This window comes from Rhodococcus sp. 14-2483-1-2 (assembly GCF_002259405.1).
In the GTDB taxonomy this organism is placed as follows: Bacteria; Actinomycetota; Actinomycetes; order Mycobacteriales; family Mycobacteriaceae; genus Rhodococcoides.
Window position 1 is genome coordinate 497,642 of record NZ_NPFW01000022.1, and the last position, 16,129, is coordinate 513,770.

Genomic DNA, 16,129 nt, shown 5'->3' on the forward strand with positions numbered 1-16,129 from the left:
GTCACCGAGCAGCGACGCGACGGCAGCTCGAACGACCGTCGGGGAATGAACCGCGGGCAACCGGTTGTTCTTCTCGGGTAGTGATTCGCCACGTTCGACGTCGGCGCGTACACGGCGCGAGCCGAGGGTCGGCGTATTCTGGCTCGAATCTCGCGTCGAGGTACCGACGAGTCGATCCGAAAGGGGCCCGGCCATGACCGAACAGTCGAAGATGTACGAGCTGGAGTTTCCGGCACCGCAAACGTTCTCCGACGACGGCGTCGGACCCGTCCTCGTGCACGGCCTGGAGGGCTTCTCCGACGCAGGTCACGCGGTCAAATTGGCGACGACTCATCTGCGCGAGAGCCTGGAATCGGAGCTGGTCGCGTCGTTCGACGTCGACGAGTTGATCGACTACCGGTCCCGACGGCCCACGATGACGTTCAAGTCCGACCATTTCTCGGACTACGACGCTCCCGAGCTGAACCTCTATGCCGTCAAGGACCGAACCGGCACCCCGTTCCTGTTGCTGGCCGGTATGGAACCGGATCTGCGGTGGGAGAAGTTCACCACCGCTGTGCGCCTGCTGGCCGAGCAGCTCGGCGTTCGTCGGACCATCGGCCTCGGCTCGATCCCGATGGCCATTCCGCACACCCGGCCACTCGGTGTGACGGCCCACGCCAGCGACAAGGAGCTGGTCAAGGAAGGCAACAGCTGGGCAGGCGACCTGCAGGTTCCCGGCAGCGCCTCCTCCCTGCTCGAGCTTCGGATGGCGCAGCACGGTCACGAGTCGATGGGCTTCTCGGTGCACGTCCCGCACTACCTCGCCCAGACGGACTACCCCGGCGCAGCCGAGACGTTGCTCGAGAACGTCAGTGAGGCCGCCGAGTTGGATCTCCCGCTGGCCGCGTTGGGTGAGGCCGCGGCGCGAGTCCGGGAACAGGTGAACGAGCACATCACCGGAAACGAGGAAGTGCAGTCGGTGGTGCAGGCGCTCGAGCGTCAGTACGACACCTACGTCGCCGCGCAGGAGCAGCAGTCGACGTTGTTGGCCAGTGACGAACCACTGCCCAGCGGCGACGAGCTCGGCGCAGAGTTCGAGCGCTTCCTTGCCGAGCAGGCAGGTCTCGACGAGGGAGAGGACACCACCGAGCGGTAACAGTGTGAGTGGTCACAGAACTCGATCGCTTCGGCGGGCATATCGGACAGCCCGGGCCGATCGAAACATACCTGTAACCGCAAATACGCTCGATGTTCTGCCCCGAGCGCGATCTCGTGCAAGAGTCGTAGCAACACGTACTCCGGTACGTACGTCTACACACTCGTGCACGGCGTCGCCGTTCTGCGCCGCCGCGCGCGGTGCACCAGGGAATTTCAGGAGGCGCAGGTGAGCACCAATCCGCGCAGTCGCAAGCTCCGCCCGGTTCCCGACGAAGAACCACGGCTGATCTTCCGGACCATTCACGGATACCGGCGGGCATTCCGCATGGCCGGCGAAGGTCCCGTTCTGCTGTTGATCCACGGTATCGGCGACAACTCCGAGACGTGGAACGAAGTCATCCCACACCTGGCGAAGAACTACACCGTCATCGCTCCGGATCTGCTGGGGCACGGTCGCTCGGACAAGCCGCGTGCGGATTACTCCGTCGCCGCGTATGCCAACGGCATGCGTGACCTGCTGTCGGTGCTGGGCATCGAGCACGTCACCGTCGTCGGGCACTCACTGGGCGGCGGCGTCGCCATGCAGTTCGCCTACCAGTTCCCGGGCATGGTCGACAGGTTGGCTCTGGTGTCCTCCGGTGGCGTCACCAAGGACGTACACCCCATTCTTCGACTGGCGTCCATGCCGTTCCTCAGCGAGGCGGTCAAACTGCTCCGCCTGCCCGGCGCGATCCCCGCGGTGAAGTTGGCAGGCGGCCTCCTGAGCAAACTGCACAGCTCTCCCCTGCGGCCCGGTTCGCTTCTGCACGACACTCCGGATCTGATCCGAGTGCTGAGCGAGCTCCCGGCCCCGACGACGTACGAGGCGTATCTGCGGACCCTGCGCGCCGTCGTGGACTGGCGTGGCCAGGTGGTCACGATGCTGGATCGGTGTTATCTCACCGAGAACCTTCCCGTCCTGCTCGTCTGGGGTGATCAGGACTCGGTGATCCCGGTCAGTCATGCGCGCCTCGCGCACTCGGCCATGCCCGGTTCCACGTTGGAGGTGTTCGAGAATTCCGGACACTTCCCGTTCCGGGACGATCCGATGCGCTTCCTGCAGGTCGTCGAGGACTTCATCGATTCCACACCGTCGCTTGCCTTCGACGAGGTGCGGTGGCGCAACCTGCTCATCACCGGTGTCGGTGAGGACATGATCACCGGAAGCGCCAGTACCCGGATGGCCGTTCTCGGTGCGATGGGTTCGGACGAGCGCAGCGCCACCTGACGCGTCGACTCGGCACCGGACGCTCGGTGTCGATGCGGGTCCGGCCGTCCATTCCACATAGCCTGTAGAGGTGCTTCTCACCGAACTGATTCCCGATGCCTCCGCCGATCGGTCCGACGGCGTGGATCCGGATGTCCTGTTCGACACGTTCACCACCTGGACTGCCGATCGCGGTCTCACCCTGTATCCCGCACAGGAGGAAGCTCTCATCGAGCTGGTCTCCGGCTCCAACGTCATCCTGGCGACGCCGACGGGATCGGGCAAGTCGATGGTGGCCATCGGAGCCCATTACGCCGCGATGGCCGCAGGCATTCGTAGTTTCTACACCGCGCCGATCAAGGCACTCGTCAGCGAGAAGTTCTTCGCCCTGTGCGAGATCTTCGGTGCGCAGAACGTCGGCATGATGACCGGCGACGCGTCGGTCAATTCCGGGGCCCCGATCATCTGCGCCACCGCCGAGATCGTCGCGAACCTCGCCCTGCGTCAGGGTGCCGGCTCCGACATCGGCCAGGTGATCATGGACGAGTTCCACTACTACTCCGAGCCCGATCGAGGGTGGGCCTGGCAGGTGCCGTTGATCGAGCTGCCACACGCCCAGTTCCTGTTGATGTCTGCGACCCTGGGCGATGTCTCGTTCTTCCGGGACGATCTGACCCGACGCACCGGACGAACGACCACTGTCGTCTCGGGCACCGAGCGTCCGGTTCCGCTGATGTTCTCGTATGTCACCACTCCGATCAGCGAGACCATCGAAGAACTGGTGGAAACGCATCTCGCGCCGGTGTACGTCGTGCATTTCACGCAGGCCGCGGCACTCGAACGAGCCCAGGCGCTGACGAGCGTCAACGTCGCCTCCAAGCAAGAGAAGGCCGAGATAGCCGAGGCCATCGGCAACTTCCGCTTCACCACCGGTTTCGGTAAGACCCTGTCGAGGTTGGTTCGGCACGGCATCGGCGTGCACCACGCGGGCATGCTGCCCAAATATCGACGGTTGGTGGAGAAGCTGGCGCAGGACGGACTGCTGAAGGTGATCTGTGGAACGGACACCCTCGGTGTGGGAATCAACGTCCCGATTCGCACCGTGCTGTTCACCGGACTGACCAAGTACGACGGCATTCGCACTCGCAAGCTACGGGCCCGCGAGTTCCATCAGATCGCCGGTCGTGCGGGACGGGCCGGCTACGACACCCTCGGGACCGTTGTGGTCGAGGCCCCCGAACACGACATCGAGAACGCGCGTCTGGTGGCCAAGGCCGGGGACGATCCGAAGAAGCTCAAGCGCGTGCAGCGCAAGAAGGCACCCGACGGTTTCGTCTCGTGGGGCGAGCCGACGTTCGAGCGGATCATCGCCGCGAGTCCGGAGCCGCTCACGTCCCGATTCTCGGTGAGCAACGCCATGCTGCTCAATGTCATTGCCCGGCCCGGCAATTGCTTCCATGCCATGCGCCACCTGCTCGAGGACAACCACGAGACCCGGCCCGCTCAGCGCAAGCACATCCTGCGAGCACTCTCGCTCTACCGCGGTCTCGTCGATGCGGGCATCGTCGAGCAACTCGACGAGCCGGACGCCGACGGTCGACATGCTCGACTGACGGTGGACCTGCAACCGGACTTCGCGCTCAATCAGCCGCTGTCGACGTTCGCGGTCGCGTCCTTCGATCTGCTCGACGCCGAATCACCGACCCACGCCCTCGATGTGGTGTCGATCATCGAGTCGACCCTCGACGATCCGCGTCAGATCCTGATGGCGCAGCAGCACGCCGCGCGCGGCGAAGCGGTCTCGCAGATGAAGGCCGACGGCATCGAGTACGACGAGAGAATGGAATTGCTCGAGGAGGTCACGTGGCCGAAACCTCTTGCAGAGCTGCTCGTTCCGGCGTTCGAGATCTATCGTGGCACCCATCCGTGGCTCTCCGAGGTCGGCCTCTCCCCCAAGTCCGTGGTACGAGACATGGTCGAGCGCGCGATGACGTTCGCAGAGTTGATCAGCCACTACGGCCTGATGCGGTCCGAGGGACTCGTCCTGCGTTATCTCGCCGACGCCTATCGCACACTGCGCCAGACGGTTCCGCCCGAGTCTCGAACCGAAGAGGTACAGGACATCACCGAGTGGCTGGGTGAACTCGTCCGGCAGGTGGATTCGAGCCTGCTCGACGAGTGGGAGAACCTGACGGACCCCGGTGCCGAGCCGGAAGCGCTCGTGGAGGCGTACGGATCCGATGTGCCACGTCCGATCTCGGCCAACCCGCGGGCCTTCCGAATTCTCGCGCGCAACGCGATCTTCCGCCGGGTGGACCTGGCGGCGCGCCGACAGTGGAATACTCTCGACGACCTCGACGACGGCCCCGACTGGGAGGCGGAACTGGAACCGTTCTTCGCCGAGTACGGCTCGATCGGAACGGGCCCGTCGGCCCGGGGCCCTGCGTTGTTCACCCTGAGCGTCGGTGCGGAGTCCACTACGGTGCGTCAGGTGTTGGAAGATCCCGACGGTGACCACGGCTGGTCGCTCGACGCAGTCGTCGATGTGCCGGAGTCCGACGCGGCAGGCGAGATCGTGTTCGACGAGATCGTGATCACGCCCGGCTGAGGCCACCTGCGTTGTCGGTGAGAACCTCTGCGGCGAGAAGACCTGCCAGCGCACTGTATTCGGCCGAGCGCGCACTCGAGGCTCGGTACACGAGACCGATGGTGCGGCCGGGAGCAGGGTGTGCGAACTCGGCGGTGGACAGGCCCGCGCGAGCGACCTCGACATCGACGGCGCGGCGCGGCAGCAACGTCAGGCCCAGCCCTCCTGCAACGCACTGCACCACCGTGGTCAACGACGTTGCCCGCGTATCGCTCGCATCGGGCGCGATGTCGACCGAGCGGCACAGGTCCAGGGTCTGCTCGCGCAGGCAGTGCCCCTCGTCGAGCAGGAGCAGAGGGAGGCCGCGGAGGTCGGCGACCGTCAGATCCCGGCGCCCCGAGAGGGGATGCTCGGCAGGTAGCGCGAGCACGAAATCCTCGGTGTACATGGATATTTCGATCATGCCCGGATCGGCGATGGGGAGAGCGAGAACGGCGACGTCGATCGCACCGGACCGGAGTGCGTCGAGCAGTCTGGCCGTGTGATCCTCGACGATTCGGGGCACGAGGTCCGGAAACTCGGCCCGCATGGCAGGAAGCACCGTCGGCAACACGTACGGTGCCACCGTCGGAATGATCCCGAGCCGCAGGCCACCGGTCAGACGGCCGCCCAATCCCGCTGCGGCAGCGACCAATCCGTCCACGGCGTCGAGTGCCGCAGTCGCACGACCGAGCAACTGACTGCCGGCCGACGTCAGCAACACCCTGCGGGTGCTGCGTTCGATCAACTGCACCCCCAGTCCCTGCTCGAGCGCAGCGAGGGCCTGCGACAGAGACGGCTGACTGATGTTCGATCGTGTTGCCGCAGTGCCGAAATGGCGATGTTGCGCGATCGCCACGAAGGCTCGCAGATGCGACAGGGTCGGCTGATAGCTTCGATCGGTCACGCCTATCAGTCTAGTGCCACTCATCACGTTTACCTTTCACGACATTTTTGGCACACTCGTACCGGTCGGCCGGGCCCGCACGGCTGTTCACACGCCACCGGACCGCCCACATACGAAACCGACACAGTCATTCGACACGAGGAGAACACATGGCACTGCTGACAATTGGCGATCAGTTCCCTTCATACAACCTCACCGCCGTCATCGGCGGAGATCTGTCCAAGGTGAACGCACAGCAGCCCGACGACTACTTCACCACCGTCACCAGTGACGATCACGCAGGCAAGTGGCGCATCGTCTTCTTCTGGCCCAAGGACTTCACGTTCGTCTGTCCCACCGAGATCGCCGCGTTCGGCAAGCTGAACGAGGAGTTCGAGGACCGCGATGCACAGGTCCTCGGCGCGTCCGTCGACAACGAGTTCGTTCACTTCCAGTGGCGGGCGCAGCACGACGAGCTCAAGACGCTCCCCTTCCCCATGCTGTCCGATCTCAAGCGCGAATTGGCTGCTGCCACGGGCGTTCTCAATGCCGACGGCGTTGCCGATCGCGCCACGTTCATCGTCGACCCCAACAACGAGATCCAGTTCGTGTCGGTCACGGCAGGATCGGTGGGGCGCAACGTGGACGAGGTCCTGCGAGTTCTCGATGCCCTGCAGTCCGACGAGCTGTGCGCCTGCAACTGGAAGAAGGGTGATCCCACCATCGACGCAGGCGAACTGCTGACGGCGAGCGTCTGACATGACGATCGACAACCTGAAGAACGCCGTACCCGAGTACGCCAAGGACCTCAAGCTCAATCTCGGTTCCATCGCCCGTTCCACGGTGCTCAGCGAGCAGCAGCTGTGGGGCACCCTGCTGTCGGTGGCCGCAGCGTCGAAGTCCGCGACGACGTTGAAGGAGATCGCCGAGGACGCAGCCGATTCGCTGTCGGCCGAGGCGTACAACGCGGCCCTCGGTGCCGCGTCGATCATGGGCATGAACAACGTCTTCTACCGAACCAAGGGATACCTGGACGGCAAGTACGACGACCTTCGCGCCGGTCTGCGCATGAACATCATCGGCAACCCCGGTGTGGACAAGGCCGACTTCGAGCTGTGGTCGCTCGCGGTGTCGGCCGTCAACGGGTGCAACCACTGCTTGGAGGCACACGAGAAGACTCTGCGCGCCGAGGGCGTCGACCGCGAGAAGATCTTCGAGGCCATCCGCGCCGCGTCGATCGTCGCGGGTGTCGCGCAGGCGATCGAAGCAGGACGAATCCTCGACGGTGCCGCCGTCTGAGCGTCGACTCGACCTGTACGTCGAACGAGGGATTCGCGGTCGCGGGTCCCTCGTTCGGCGTTTGGTAGCGTCCAGGCATGGCTACCGACGTGTCCGTCGTCCGAGTGTTCACCGATGCCGAAGGCAGATTCGGCAACCCCCTCGGCATCGTGACCGCGGATGACGTCGACGAGGCGGACAGGCAGCAGTTCGCCGCCGAGCTCGGCTTCAGCGAGACGGTGTTCGTCGATCGCAGCGAATCCGGTACGGCCTCGGCATCCATCTACACCCCCGCCGTCGAGCTGCCCTTCGCCGGGCATCCCACGGTCGGACTCTCGTGGTGGCTGCGCGAGCAGGGACACCCGGTCGATGTCCTCACCGTCCCTGCCGCACCGCTGGACATCCGCTACGACGAGGACCACACCTGGGTTCGCGCCCGTGCGGAGTGGACTCCGCACTTCACCTTCCATCAGGTCCGCGATGCGGCCGAGGTGGCGGCAGCAGACCCGAGTGCGTACGACAGCGGGCACCACTACGTCTGGGCCTGGACCGACGAAGAGCACGGCGCGCTGCGATCGCGCATGTTCGCACCGATGATGGGTATCGTCGAGGACGAAGCGACCGGTGCTGCCGCCGTCCGGCTGACCGGCGAACTCGGTCGGAGCCTGAACATCGTGCAGGGAGCCGGATCTCGATTGCGCACCACCATCGACGGCGACTGGGTTGAATTGGGCGGACGCACCGCGGCGGACGCGTCGATCAGCGTGTGACGGGCACGTCCACTTCGATTTCCTCGCCCAGACGCACACCGGCGGCGAGTGGGAGCCGGTCGCCGCTCCAGAACTTTCCCGGGTCGAACCAGTTGGCTTTCTTGTTGCCCGTGAGCAGACCCATCGCGTCGTAGGTCATGGCGACCACCTCAGCGCAGTAGGCGGTTTCGAGGGCTGCTTCCTCGCGTTCGCTGCGCCGCAGTGCGGGGACTCGGCCCCGGAACCATCGACCGGCGAGCGCCGCCGTCGTCGGAAAGGCTGTTCCGTCCATGCGGGCGATGGTGCGCAGCAAGGCGTCTTCCTGCTCCTTCGTCACTGCCGGAGCGGAGCCTGCGGAACGATCCAGGTCTCCGCCCAATTGCCGCAGCCAACAACGCTGTTGGTACTTCGTGGACCACTGGGTGACGGCCGCACGCAGGTCGTGGAGCTGCACGCCGCGCTGGAAGTTTCCGGTCCACATGTCCTGCAACGACTTTCCCAGTTCGGCGTGCCACATCAGCGGCGGCAGGTCGTCGATCACGACGGCCATTCCGACGTGATTGACAGGACTGTTGGTCAGTGCCTGGATTGCCCGATCGGAGCTCGACTGGCCGCGGAAGATCCAGATGTCGCCCGTTCTGGTGGCCTCGACTGCGGTATCGAGGCTGATTCGCGACGGATTCATGGTCCACACCCTAGATCTCGTGACGGTACGGTGGCCGGATGAACGTGTGGAAGGCTCTCGGTCTCGCCGGGATGGTCGGTGTCGCGGCCACCGGGGCGTTGGTGGTTCGATCCGAGCGCAAGCGTCGTGCCTATGCGCCCGAGGAAGTCCGCGAGCAGTTGCATCGACGTTTCGCAGCCGTCTCCGACGAGCCCGTACCGGCACCTGCTCCCCCGCCCTCGCGGGGGAAGCAGCTGCTCGGCAGACTTCGGTTCAGCCGAGCGCGCTGAGGATCCGCGCGGCCAGCTCTTCGATCTCGGCGTCCGTCATGACGAATGCCGGCGAGATCTGCATCGCACCCTGACCGGCCGCGCGGCCGGAGACCCCGTGTGCTCGAAGCGTTTTGACGAAGGGCAGTGCCTCGGCCGGATCGGCGAGCTGCACGGCGGCAACAGCACCGATCCCGCTGCGAATCTCCGAGACTCGTTCGTGTGCGGCCAAGGGCGCGAGGTGGGTGTGCAACGCCGCTTCGATGCGCTTGGAGTGAGAGAGCAACTCCTCGCGCTCGATGATGTCGAGGTTTGCCATCGCCGCGGCGGCCGCGCCTGCGTGACCGCCGTAGGTGTATCCGTGCCGCCACCAGACGCCGCCCGCGAAGAAGGGCTCGGCGATCTTCGGGGCGATGAAGACAGCACCCATCGGTACATACCCGGACGTCAGCCCCTTGGCTGTCGTCATCAGGTCGGGTTCGAGCTCGAATCGGGTGGAGGCGAACCAGCTGCCGCCGATGCGGCCGAATCCGGTGACGACCTCGTCCGCGACGAACAGCACGTCGTTGTCGCGGCAGATCTGCCGAACCTCGCGCAGGTAGCCCTCCGGCGGCAAGTAGATTCCGCCTGCTCCGATCACCGGCTCGCAGAAGAAGGCAGCCACGTTCTCTGCACCGACCTCCTCGATCAGCGCCAGCAGTGACTTCGCGTCGTCCCATGCCACTGTCCTGGCGTCGGGCATCAGCTCGCCGTAGTTCTCTTTGTTGACCGGGATACCGGCCAGCGCGGTGCCGGCGACGTGCATGCCGTGGTAGGCCTTCTGCCGGCCGACGATCATCTTCTTGGCCGGTTGTCCCATTTCGACCCAGTAGCGGCGCGCGAGCTTCGCGGCGGTGTCGATGGAGTCCGAACCACCCGAGGTGAAGAAGATCTTGCTGCCCGGCACCGGCGCGATGGCGGCGAGACGATCGGCCAAGGCCAGCGTGGTCTCGGGAACGAAGTCGCCGAAGTTCGAGTAGTGGGCGAGCGAGCTCAGCTGTGTGGCAACGGCATCGGCGATCTCGCGGCGGCCGTGACCGACGTTGGTGAACCACAGACCGGCGGTCGCGTCGAGATACTTCGTTCCCTCGTTGTCGAAGATGTACGCGCCCTCGCCTCGCGAGACGACGAACGGGCCACTGGCGGTGACGGCGCCCATGTCGGCGAAGCCGTGCCACAGCGCGGAGGAGTGTGTGGTGGCGGCGGGATCCAGGTCGGAAGACATGCGCTACACAGTAGTGGAGTCCGATTCGATCGAGTCCGATCCGTACCTCCACCGTCCTGCGAGCCGTCCGAGAGCGTTGACTGCCAGCGCCATCAGCGCGAAAGCGACGGTCAGCACGATCAGACCGATGACGAGCGCGAGGTATCCCTGCGAGCGCGGATCGAGGAACGGGTAGGGGTACCAGTCGACGACGGGTCCGCGGATCAGGGTGTAGATCCCGTAGAGCAGCGGGAAGAGCAACCATGTCAGGCTGCGTGACTCGGAGATGTGCCGCCGCGGTGGAGCGAGGATCCAGTCGAGCAGGAGAACCACGGGGATGATGCGATGCACCACGTTGTTGGTCCACGGATCCGCCACACCGACATCGATGTTCGAGAGCAACACCGCGTAGATGATCCCGGTGATCACCATGTAGAGCGTCACCGCCCCACGGAAGAGTTGCCATCCCGAAGACCGCGGATCGATCACGCCGCCGATCGTGAGCACGAGCACCGTCAGGACGTTGCTGATCACGGTGAAGTAGCTGAAGTAGTTGACCAACGAGAACGTCGGGGTGGCAAGTCCGTCCACGACGATCGAGACGAGCGCCGCGGCGGTGAGCGCCGCGAACAGCACCCGCAGCGTCCTGATCGGTACCGGCGTACGCGGCTCGGCAGTGACATCGTGCGAGATGCTCATCCGGCGATCCTGGCACAGTCGCGGCCGGCATTCACGACGGTTGCGTCGATACCGATATCCTGATGTGAGTATGTCTACCTCGAATCCGTCCGGTCAGCGAAAATCTCTCGCCACACGTCTGGCAGACGTCACCATCCGCGACGAGAACCGGCTGCGGCGTCGATTGGACAAGGCCCGCACCGACGACGCGTTCGCAGCCCTCGAACGCGATGTCGCCCGTGCCGAGACGGTTGTGGCCAACCGCCGGGCCGCGGTGCCGACCCTCGAGTTTCCCGAGTCGCTTCCGGTCAGTCTCCGCAAGGACGACATCGCTGCCGCCATCGCCGAACATCAGGTCGTCATCGTCGCCGGTGAGACCGGCTCGGGTAAGACCACTCAGATTCCGAAGATCTGTCTCGCACTCGGTCGCGGAATTCGCGGGTCGATCGGTCACACCCAACCACGCAGGCTCGCAGCGCGCACGGTGGCCGAGCGCATCGCCGAGGAGGTCGGCGAGCCCCTGGGTGAATCCATCGGCTACAAGGTGAGATTCACCGATCAGTCCTCGGATTCGACGCTCGTCAAGCTGATGACCGACGGCATCCTGCTGGCGGAGATCCAGCGAGACAGACTGCTGCGCCAGTACGACACCCTGATCATCGACGAGGCCCACGAGCGCAGCCTCAACATCGATTTCATCCTCGGCTACCTCGCGCAGCTTCTCCCCCGACGTCCTGACCTGAAGATCGTCATCACCTCGGCGACGATCGATCCCGAACGGTTCGCCCAACATTTCGCGCGGGACGGCGTGCCCGCGCCGATCATCGAGGTCTCGGGCCGCACGTTCCCGGTCGAAATGCGCTATCGACCACTGACCGTCGACGCCGGGGACACGACGATCGATCTCGACCCCGTCGACGCGACCTGTCAGGCGGTCGACGAACTCATGGCCGAGGGCGACGGGGACATTCTGGTCTTCCTGTCCGGTGAACGCGAGATTCGCGACACCGCCGATGCTCTGAACGACCGCAACCTCCGCAACACCGAGATCGTTCCGCTGTACGCGAGACTCTCTGCGGCCGAACAGCATCGAGTGTTCTCACCACACTCGGGCCGACGCGTGGTGCTCTCGACGAACGTTGCGGAAACATCGCTGACGGTCCCCGGCATCCGCTACGTGGTGGACCCGGGTACGGCCCGAATCTCGCGATACTCGTTGCGCACCAAGGTTCAACGCCTCCCCATCGAGCCGATCTCACAGGCATCGGCGCGGCAGCGGGCCGGCCGCTGTGGCCGCGTCGCCGACGGCATCTGCATCCGGTTGTATTCCGAGGAGGATTTCGAGTCGCGGCCGCAGTTCACCGAGCCGGAGATTCTGCGTACCAACCTGGCGTCGGTCATCCTGCAGATGACCGCCCTCGGGCTGGGCAAGATCGACGCGTTCCCGTTCGTCGAACCGCCCGATCCGCGCAGCATCAGAGACGGCATCGGACTGCTGGAAGAACTCGGGGCGCTGAAGCCGGCCACCAGGGAGGGCACTGCAGAACTGACCCCGATCGGCCGGGAACTCTCGGCACTGCCGGTCGATCCGCGGATGGCGCGGATGCTGGTCGAGGCCAACGGCAACGGCTCTCTTCGCGACGCGTTGGTGGTCGTGGCGGCGCTGTCCATTCAGGATGTTCGGGAGCGCCCCGCCGAGCATCAGCAGGCGGCGGACGAGAAACATGCGCGTTTCGCGGTGGAGAACTCGGACTTCCTCGCGTACGTGAAGTTGTGGACCTATCTGCGAGAGCAACGGAACGAGTTGTCCTCCAACCAGTTCCGACGCATGTGCCGAACAGAGTTCCTGCACTACCTTCGTATTCGCGAGTGGCAGGATCTGCACGGCCAACTACGTCAGATCACCCGTGGACTCGGGTGGACGGTGCCCGATGCCGACTCCACCGAGACCGCCCTGCATCAGTCGCTGCTGTCCGGATTGCTCTCGCACGTCGGGCTCAGGGAGGGTGACAAGCGAGAGTTCCTCGGCGCGCGCGGTGCGCACTTCGCAATCTTCCCGGGCTCGGGTCTGTTCAAGAAGCCGCCGCGCTGGGTCATGGCCGCCGAACTGGTCGAGACCGGACGCCTGTGGGGCCGCATGGCCGCCCGCATCGAACCGGAATGGGCCGAACGACTCGCACCCCACCTGGTCAAGCGGACCTACTCGGAACCGCATTGGTCGATCAAGCGCGAATCGGCGATGGCCTACGAACGGGTGACGCTGTACGGCATTCCCCTGGTGACGCAGCGCCCGGTGAACTACCACCGCATCGACGCAGAAGCGTCCCGAGAGCTGTTCATCAGACACGCGCTGGTGGAGGGCGAATGGAAGACCCAGCATGCCTTCTTCCACAAGAACAGGGCGCTGCTCGACGACGTCGGCGAACTCGAGCATCGCGCTCGACGGCGCGACATCGTCGTCGACGACGACGCTCTGTTCGACTTCTACGACGCCCGCATCGCCCCGGAGGCCGTCTCGGCACGGCACTTCGACACCTGGTGGAAGAAGGCCCGCAGACAGGACCCGCACCTACTCGACTTCACCACCGACACCGTCGTCAACTCCGACGCGGCCTCTGTCCTCACCGGTGCATATCCCGACGCATGGCGACAGGGCGAGATCCAATTCCCCCTGACCTATCAGTTCGAGCCCGGCACTGCGGCCGACGGTGTCACCGCGCGGATTCCGATTGCCCTCCTCGCTCAGGTACAGCCGGTGGGCTTCGACTGGCTGGTTCCCGGGATGCGACTGGAGCTGGTCACGGCACTGATCAAGACACTGCCGAAAGCCTTGCGGCGCAATGTTGTTCCGGCACCGGACTTCGCCGCCGCGGCGTTGGCCGTCATGAAGCCACGCGCGGAAACCCTGATGACGGCCCTGGCACGTGAACTCTCGCGGGCTGCCCAGTGCCACATCACTGCGAAGGACTTCGATGGTGCGGCACTGCCCGAGCACCTGAAGATGACGTTCGCGGCCGTCGATCCGTCCGGAAAGGTGTTGGGCAGCAACAAAGATCTCGCTGCTCTACGCACCGGATTGTCCGGGGAGGTCGGTCGCCAGGTCGCGAGCGCGGTCGGTGACGCGGAGCGTGCGCCGTCCCTGGCATGGACCTCGAGCACTCTGGGGCGGTTGGAGTCGACCGTCACCCGTGATGTGGGCGGACAGAAGGTCACCGGGTACCCGGCATTGGTGCCGGAAGGACCGGGCGTCGCGGTTCGAGTCCTGAGCACCCCCGCCCAACAGCGAGCAGCGATGAGGTCGGGAACCAGAGCTCTGCTGCTGTCGACGGCACCGAAGGGAACCAAGGCACTGCTGGCCGGGCTGCCGACCGCCGAACGTCTTGCCCTCGGCCAGAATCCGTACGGCGGAGTCGATCCGCTCCTCGAGGAATGCCGGGTTCTCGCGGTCGAGGAGGCAATGGATGCGCACGGTGGACCGGTTCGAGATCCCGAGGCTTTCGACAAGCTCAGGGCGCTCGTCCACGCGGAGGTTCCGCAGCGCACCGCCGCGGTGCTCGCCCTGGTTCGCCCTGTGCTGACCGCTGCCCTGGCACTGTCCGCGCAACTCCAGTCCTCCTCGGGTGAGCCGGCCGACGATGTTCGGGAACAGCTCGACGGCTTGATCTTTCGCGGGTTCGTCACCGAGTTCGGTTCTCGCAGATTGGCAGACCTACCGCGCTACCTCGCGGCTGCGACGAAGCGTTTGGCAACCCTGCCGAGCAGCGCGGGCCGTGATGCGGCGGCGATGGATGTACTCGATCGGGTGTACGCGTCGTACGGACGACTGTTGGATTCGCTTCCGGAAAGCAGAAAGAACAGTTCCGGGGTACAGGAACTGTTCTGGATGATCGAGGAGTTGCGGGTGGGATTGTTCGCCCAAGGCATTCGTACGGCGTATCCGGTCTCGGAGAAGCGCATCGAGAAGGCGATCTCGGACCAGAGTCGCTGACGGACGGAACTGTCAGTCGATGTCGGCGGACTCGCGGTGCTTGCGCAGTTCGTGGATTTCTTTCTCGAAGTCCTCGGCCGAACTGAACGAGCGGTAGACCGAAGCAAAGCGCAGGTAGGCCACTTCGTCGAGATCACGGAGCGGACCGAGAATGGCCAACCCCACTTCGTTGCTGGGGATCTCCGCGGATCCCGCTGCACGGATGGCGTCCTCGACCTGCTGCGCCAGCAGGTTCAGCGCATCGTTGTCGACATCTCTGCCCTGGCAGGCGCGTCGGACTCCTTTGACGACCTTTTCGCGGCTGAACGGCTCGGTCACGCCGCTGCGCTTCACGACCGCTAACACTGCGGCCTCGACGGTGGTGAATCGACGGCCGCACTCCGGGCAGGAGCGACGACGCCGGATTGCTTGGCCCTCGTCCATCTCACGCGAGTCGACCACGCGTGAGTCGGGATGCCTGCAGAACGGGCAATGCATGAGGGGTCCTCCGTCGTAGCCGATGCTCCGACGACGAGCACGCACATCGGGGCAGTCTGTCGAGGATACTCAGTCCTCGCGAACCCGACGGGGCCGGTGGTCATCTGCCGGGCGTGTACTCGACGAGAGCTCCGTCGTGCACTTCGACCACACCGACCGGCTGCGCACCTGCATCGGGAGCAGCCGCCCGCAGGTTCGCGATGCCGATCAGGCCACCTGCGACGACCAGGACCGCCAACACCGTCAGCACGAGCGATCGCAGCCGAACCGGCTGGCCCGCGAAGTGCGCGGAGGTCGCGTCGAACTCACGATCGGCCTCCTCGCGATCGGTGACGTCGGACCACGACGGATCGAGGACCGGAAGGCACGGTGCGCTCTGTGTACGGGGTGCCGTGACGCCGTGCATCCCGATGGGACTCTGCAGAACGGGACGCGCCCGGCGACGACGCTCGACGACAGTGGACCGGGCACGGACACCGGCGGCGGTGGGGCGATCGGTGATGATGGTCATCGGAACCTCGACTTCGCTCGTTGGATCGATTGTTCGATCAGGCGTTCGATGGACGCTTGTTCGAAGTTCTATCACGAGCCTCCGACAAAGTCTGCAGAAAACGCGACACGAGTCGAACAGATGTTTGATTCAACAGCTGATACACGCTAGATTCGTGTCAGAAACCACACGCCACACGAGTCGACACCATCAACTCCAGTCCGCGCAGACCTACCACGCAGACCGGATCCCAGGACACCAGCAGGAGGCCGACAGCATGAAGGACGAGACCTCGACGAGGTCGACCACGCGTTCCACGACGACGGGTTCCAGGACGACCGGAGCCAAGGCCACCGCCACCAAGGCCGCGGCGGGAAAGCCGGCCGCGGAACCGA

14 protein-coding genes are annotated in these 16,129 nt (G+C 65.0%); 8 read left to right on the forward strand and 6 right to left on the reverse strand.

The window, feature by feature from the left end:
- The first annotated feature begins 193 nt into the window (after positions 1-193).
- The 3 genes from CH295_RS23315 to CH295_RS23325 all read left to right on the forward strand — a co-directional run bounded on the left by CH295_RS23315 (position 194) and on the right by CH295_RS23325 (position 4,994).
- Positions 194-1,138 carry a proteasome assembly chaperone family protein gene (locus CH295_RS23315; RefSeq protein WP_037190100.1) on the forward strand — a complete coding sequence of 315 codons (945 nt, stop codon included), beginning with the start codon at positions 194-196 and terminating at the stop codon, positions 1,136-1,138.
- A 285-nt stretch (positions 1,139-1,423) separates the two neighbouring features.
- Positions 1,424-2,407, forward strand: a complete 984-nt coding sequence (locus tag CH295_RS23320) for an alpha/beta fold hydrolase (RefSeq protein WP_094742202.1) — start codon at positions 1,424-1,426, stop codon at positions 2,405-2,407.
- Positions 2,408-2,477: 70 nt separating this feature from the next.
- Positions 2,478-4,994 (forward strand): DEAD/DEAH box helicase, encoded by a 2,517-nt coding sequence (locus tag CH295_RS23325; RefSeq protein WP_037189487.1) that lies wholly within the window; start codon positions 2,478-2,480, stop codon positions 4,992-4,994.
- Here the strand turns inward: CH295_RS23325 and CH295_RS23330 are convergent.
- A complete protein-coding gene (locus CH295_RS23330) occupies positions 4,981-5,919 on the reverse strand; it encodes a hydrogen peroxide-inducible genes activator (protein ID WP_052047504.1) in 939 nt (312 codons plus the stop codon). The two genes, CH295_RS23325 and CH295_RS23330, sit on opposite strands and share 14 nt — an antisense overlap.
- 149 nt (positions 5,920-6,068) lie before the next feature.
- Between CH295_RS23330 and CH295_RS23335 the strand changes: the two genes are divergently transcribed.
- The 3 genes from CH295_RS23335 (at position 6,069) to CH295_RS23345 (ending at position 7,946) form a co-directional block, all read left to right on the forward strand.
- Entirely contained in the window at positions 6,069-6,656 is a 588-nt protein-coding gene (locus CH295_RS23335; protein WP_032397906.1) for a peroxiredoxin, read from the forward strand.
- A 1-nt stretch (position 6,657) separates the two neighbouring features.
- Entirely contained in the window at positions 6,658-7,197 is a 540-nt protein-coding gene (ahpD, locus tag CH295_RS23340) for an alkylhydroperoxidase, AhpD family (RefSeq protein WP_037189489.1), read from the forward strand.
- A gap of 77 nt (positions 7,198-7,274) precedes the next feature.
- Positions 7,275-7,946, forward strand: coding sequence for a PhzF family phenazine biosynthesis protein (locus CH295_RS23345; protein WP_094742021.1), 672 nt, complete (start codon positions 7,275-7,277; stop codon positions 7,944-7,946).
- Here the strand turns inward: CH295_RS23345 and CH295_RS23350 are convergent.
- Entirely contained in the window at positions 7,936-8,610 is a 675-nt protein-coding gene (locus CH295_RS23350) for a hypothetical protein (protein WP_037189491.1), read from the reverse strand. The genes CH295_RS23345 and CH295_RS23350 overlap by 11 nt on opposite strands.
- Before the next feature lie 38 nt (positions 8,611-8,648).
- Between CH295_RS23350 and CH295_RS23355 the strand changes: the two genes are divergently transcribed.
- Positions 8,649-8,879, forward strand: a complete 231-nt coding sequence (locus CH295_RS23355) for a hypothetical protein (RefSeq protein WP_037189492.1) — start codon at positions 8,649-8,651, stop codon at positions 8,877-8,879.
- On the opposite strand, the gene CH295_RS23360 is transcribed toward CH295_RS23355, so the two are convergent.
- Positions 8,863-10,122 (reverse strand): aminotransferase family protein, encoded by a 1,260-nt coding sequence (locus CH295_RS23360; protein WP_094634293.1) that lies wholly within the window; start codon positions 10,120-10,122, stop codon positions 8,863-8,865. The genes CH295_RS23355 and CH295_RS23360 overlap by 17 nt on opposite strands.
- Before the next feature lie 3 nt (positions 10,123-10,125).
- Positions 10,126-10,800 (reverse strand): Pr6Pr family membrane protein, encoded by a 675-nt coding sequence (locus tag CH295_RS23365; RefSeq protein WP_094742022.1) that lies wholly within the window; start codon positions 10,798-10,800, stop codon positions 10,126-10,128.
- Positions 10,801-10,870: 70 nt separating this feature from the next.
- Between CH295_RS23365 and hrpA the strand changes: the two genes are divergently transcribed.
- Positions 10,871-14,767, forward strand: coding sequence for an ATP-dependent RNA helicase HrpA (gene hrpA / locus CH295_RS23370; protein ID WP_094742023.1), 3,897 nt, complete (start codon positions 10,871-10,873; stop codon positions 14,765-14,767).
- A gap of 12 nt (positions 14,768-14,779) precedes the next feature.
- Here hrpA and nrdR read toward each other — a convergent pair whose 3' ends face one another.
- Together nrdR and CH295_RS23380 are read right to left on the reverse strand one after the other, a co-directional pair.
- Entirely contained in the window at positions 14,780-15,244 is a 465-nt protein-coding gene (nrdR, locus tag CH295_RS23375; RefSeq protein ID WP_008716872.1) for a transcriptional regulator NrdR, read from the reverse strand.
- A gap of 100 nt (positions 15,245-15,344) precedes the next feature.
- On the reverse strand, positions 15,345-15,755 hold the full coding sequence (locus CH295_RS23380) for a hypothetical protein (protein ID WP_094634290.1): 411 nt from the start codon (positions 15,753-15,755) through the stop codon (positions 15,345-15,347).
- Positions 15,756-16,129 lie beyond the last annotated feature (374 nt).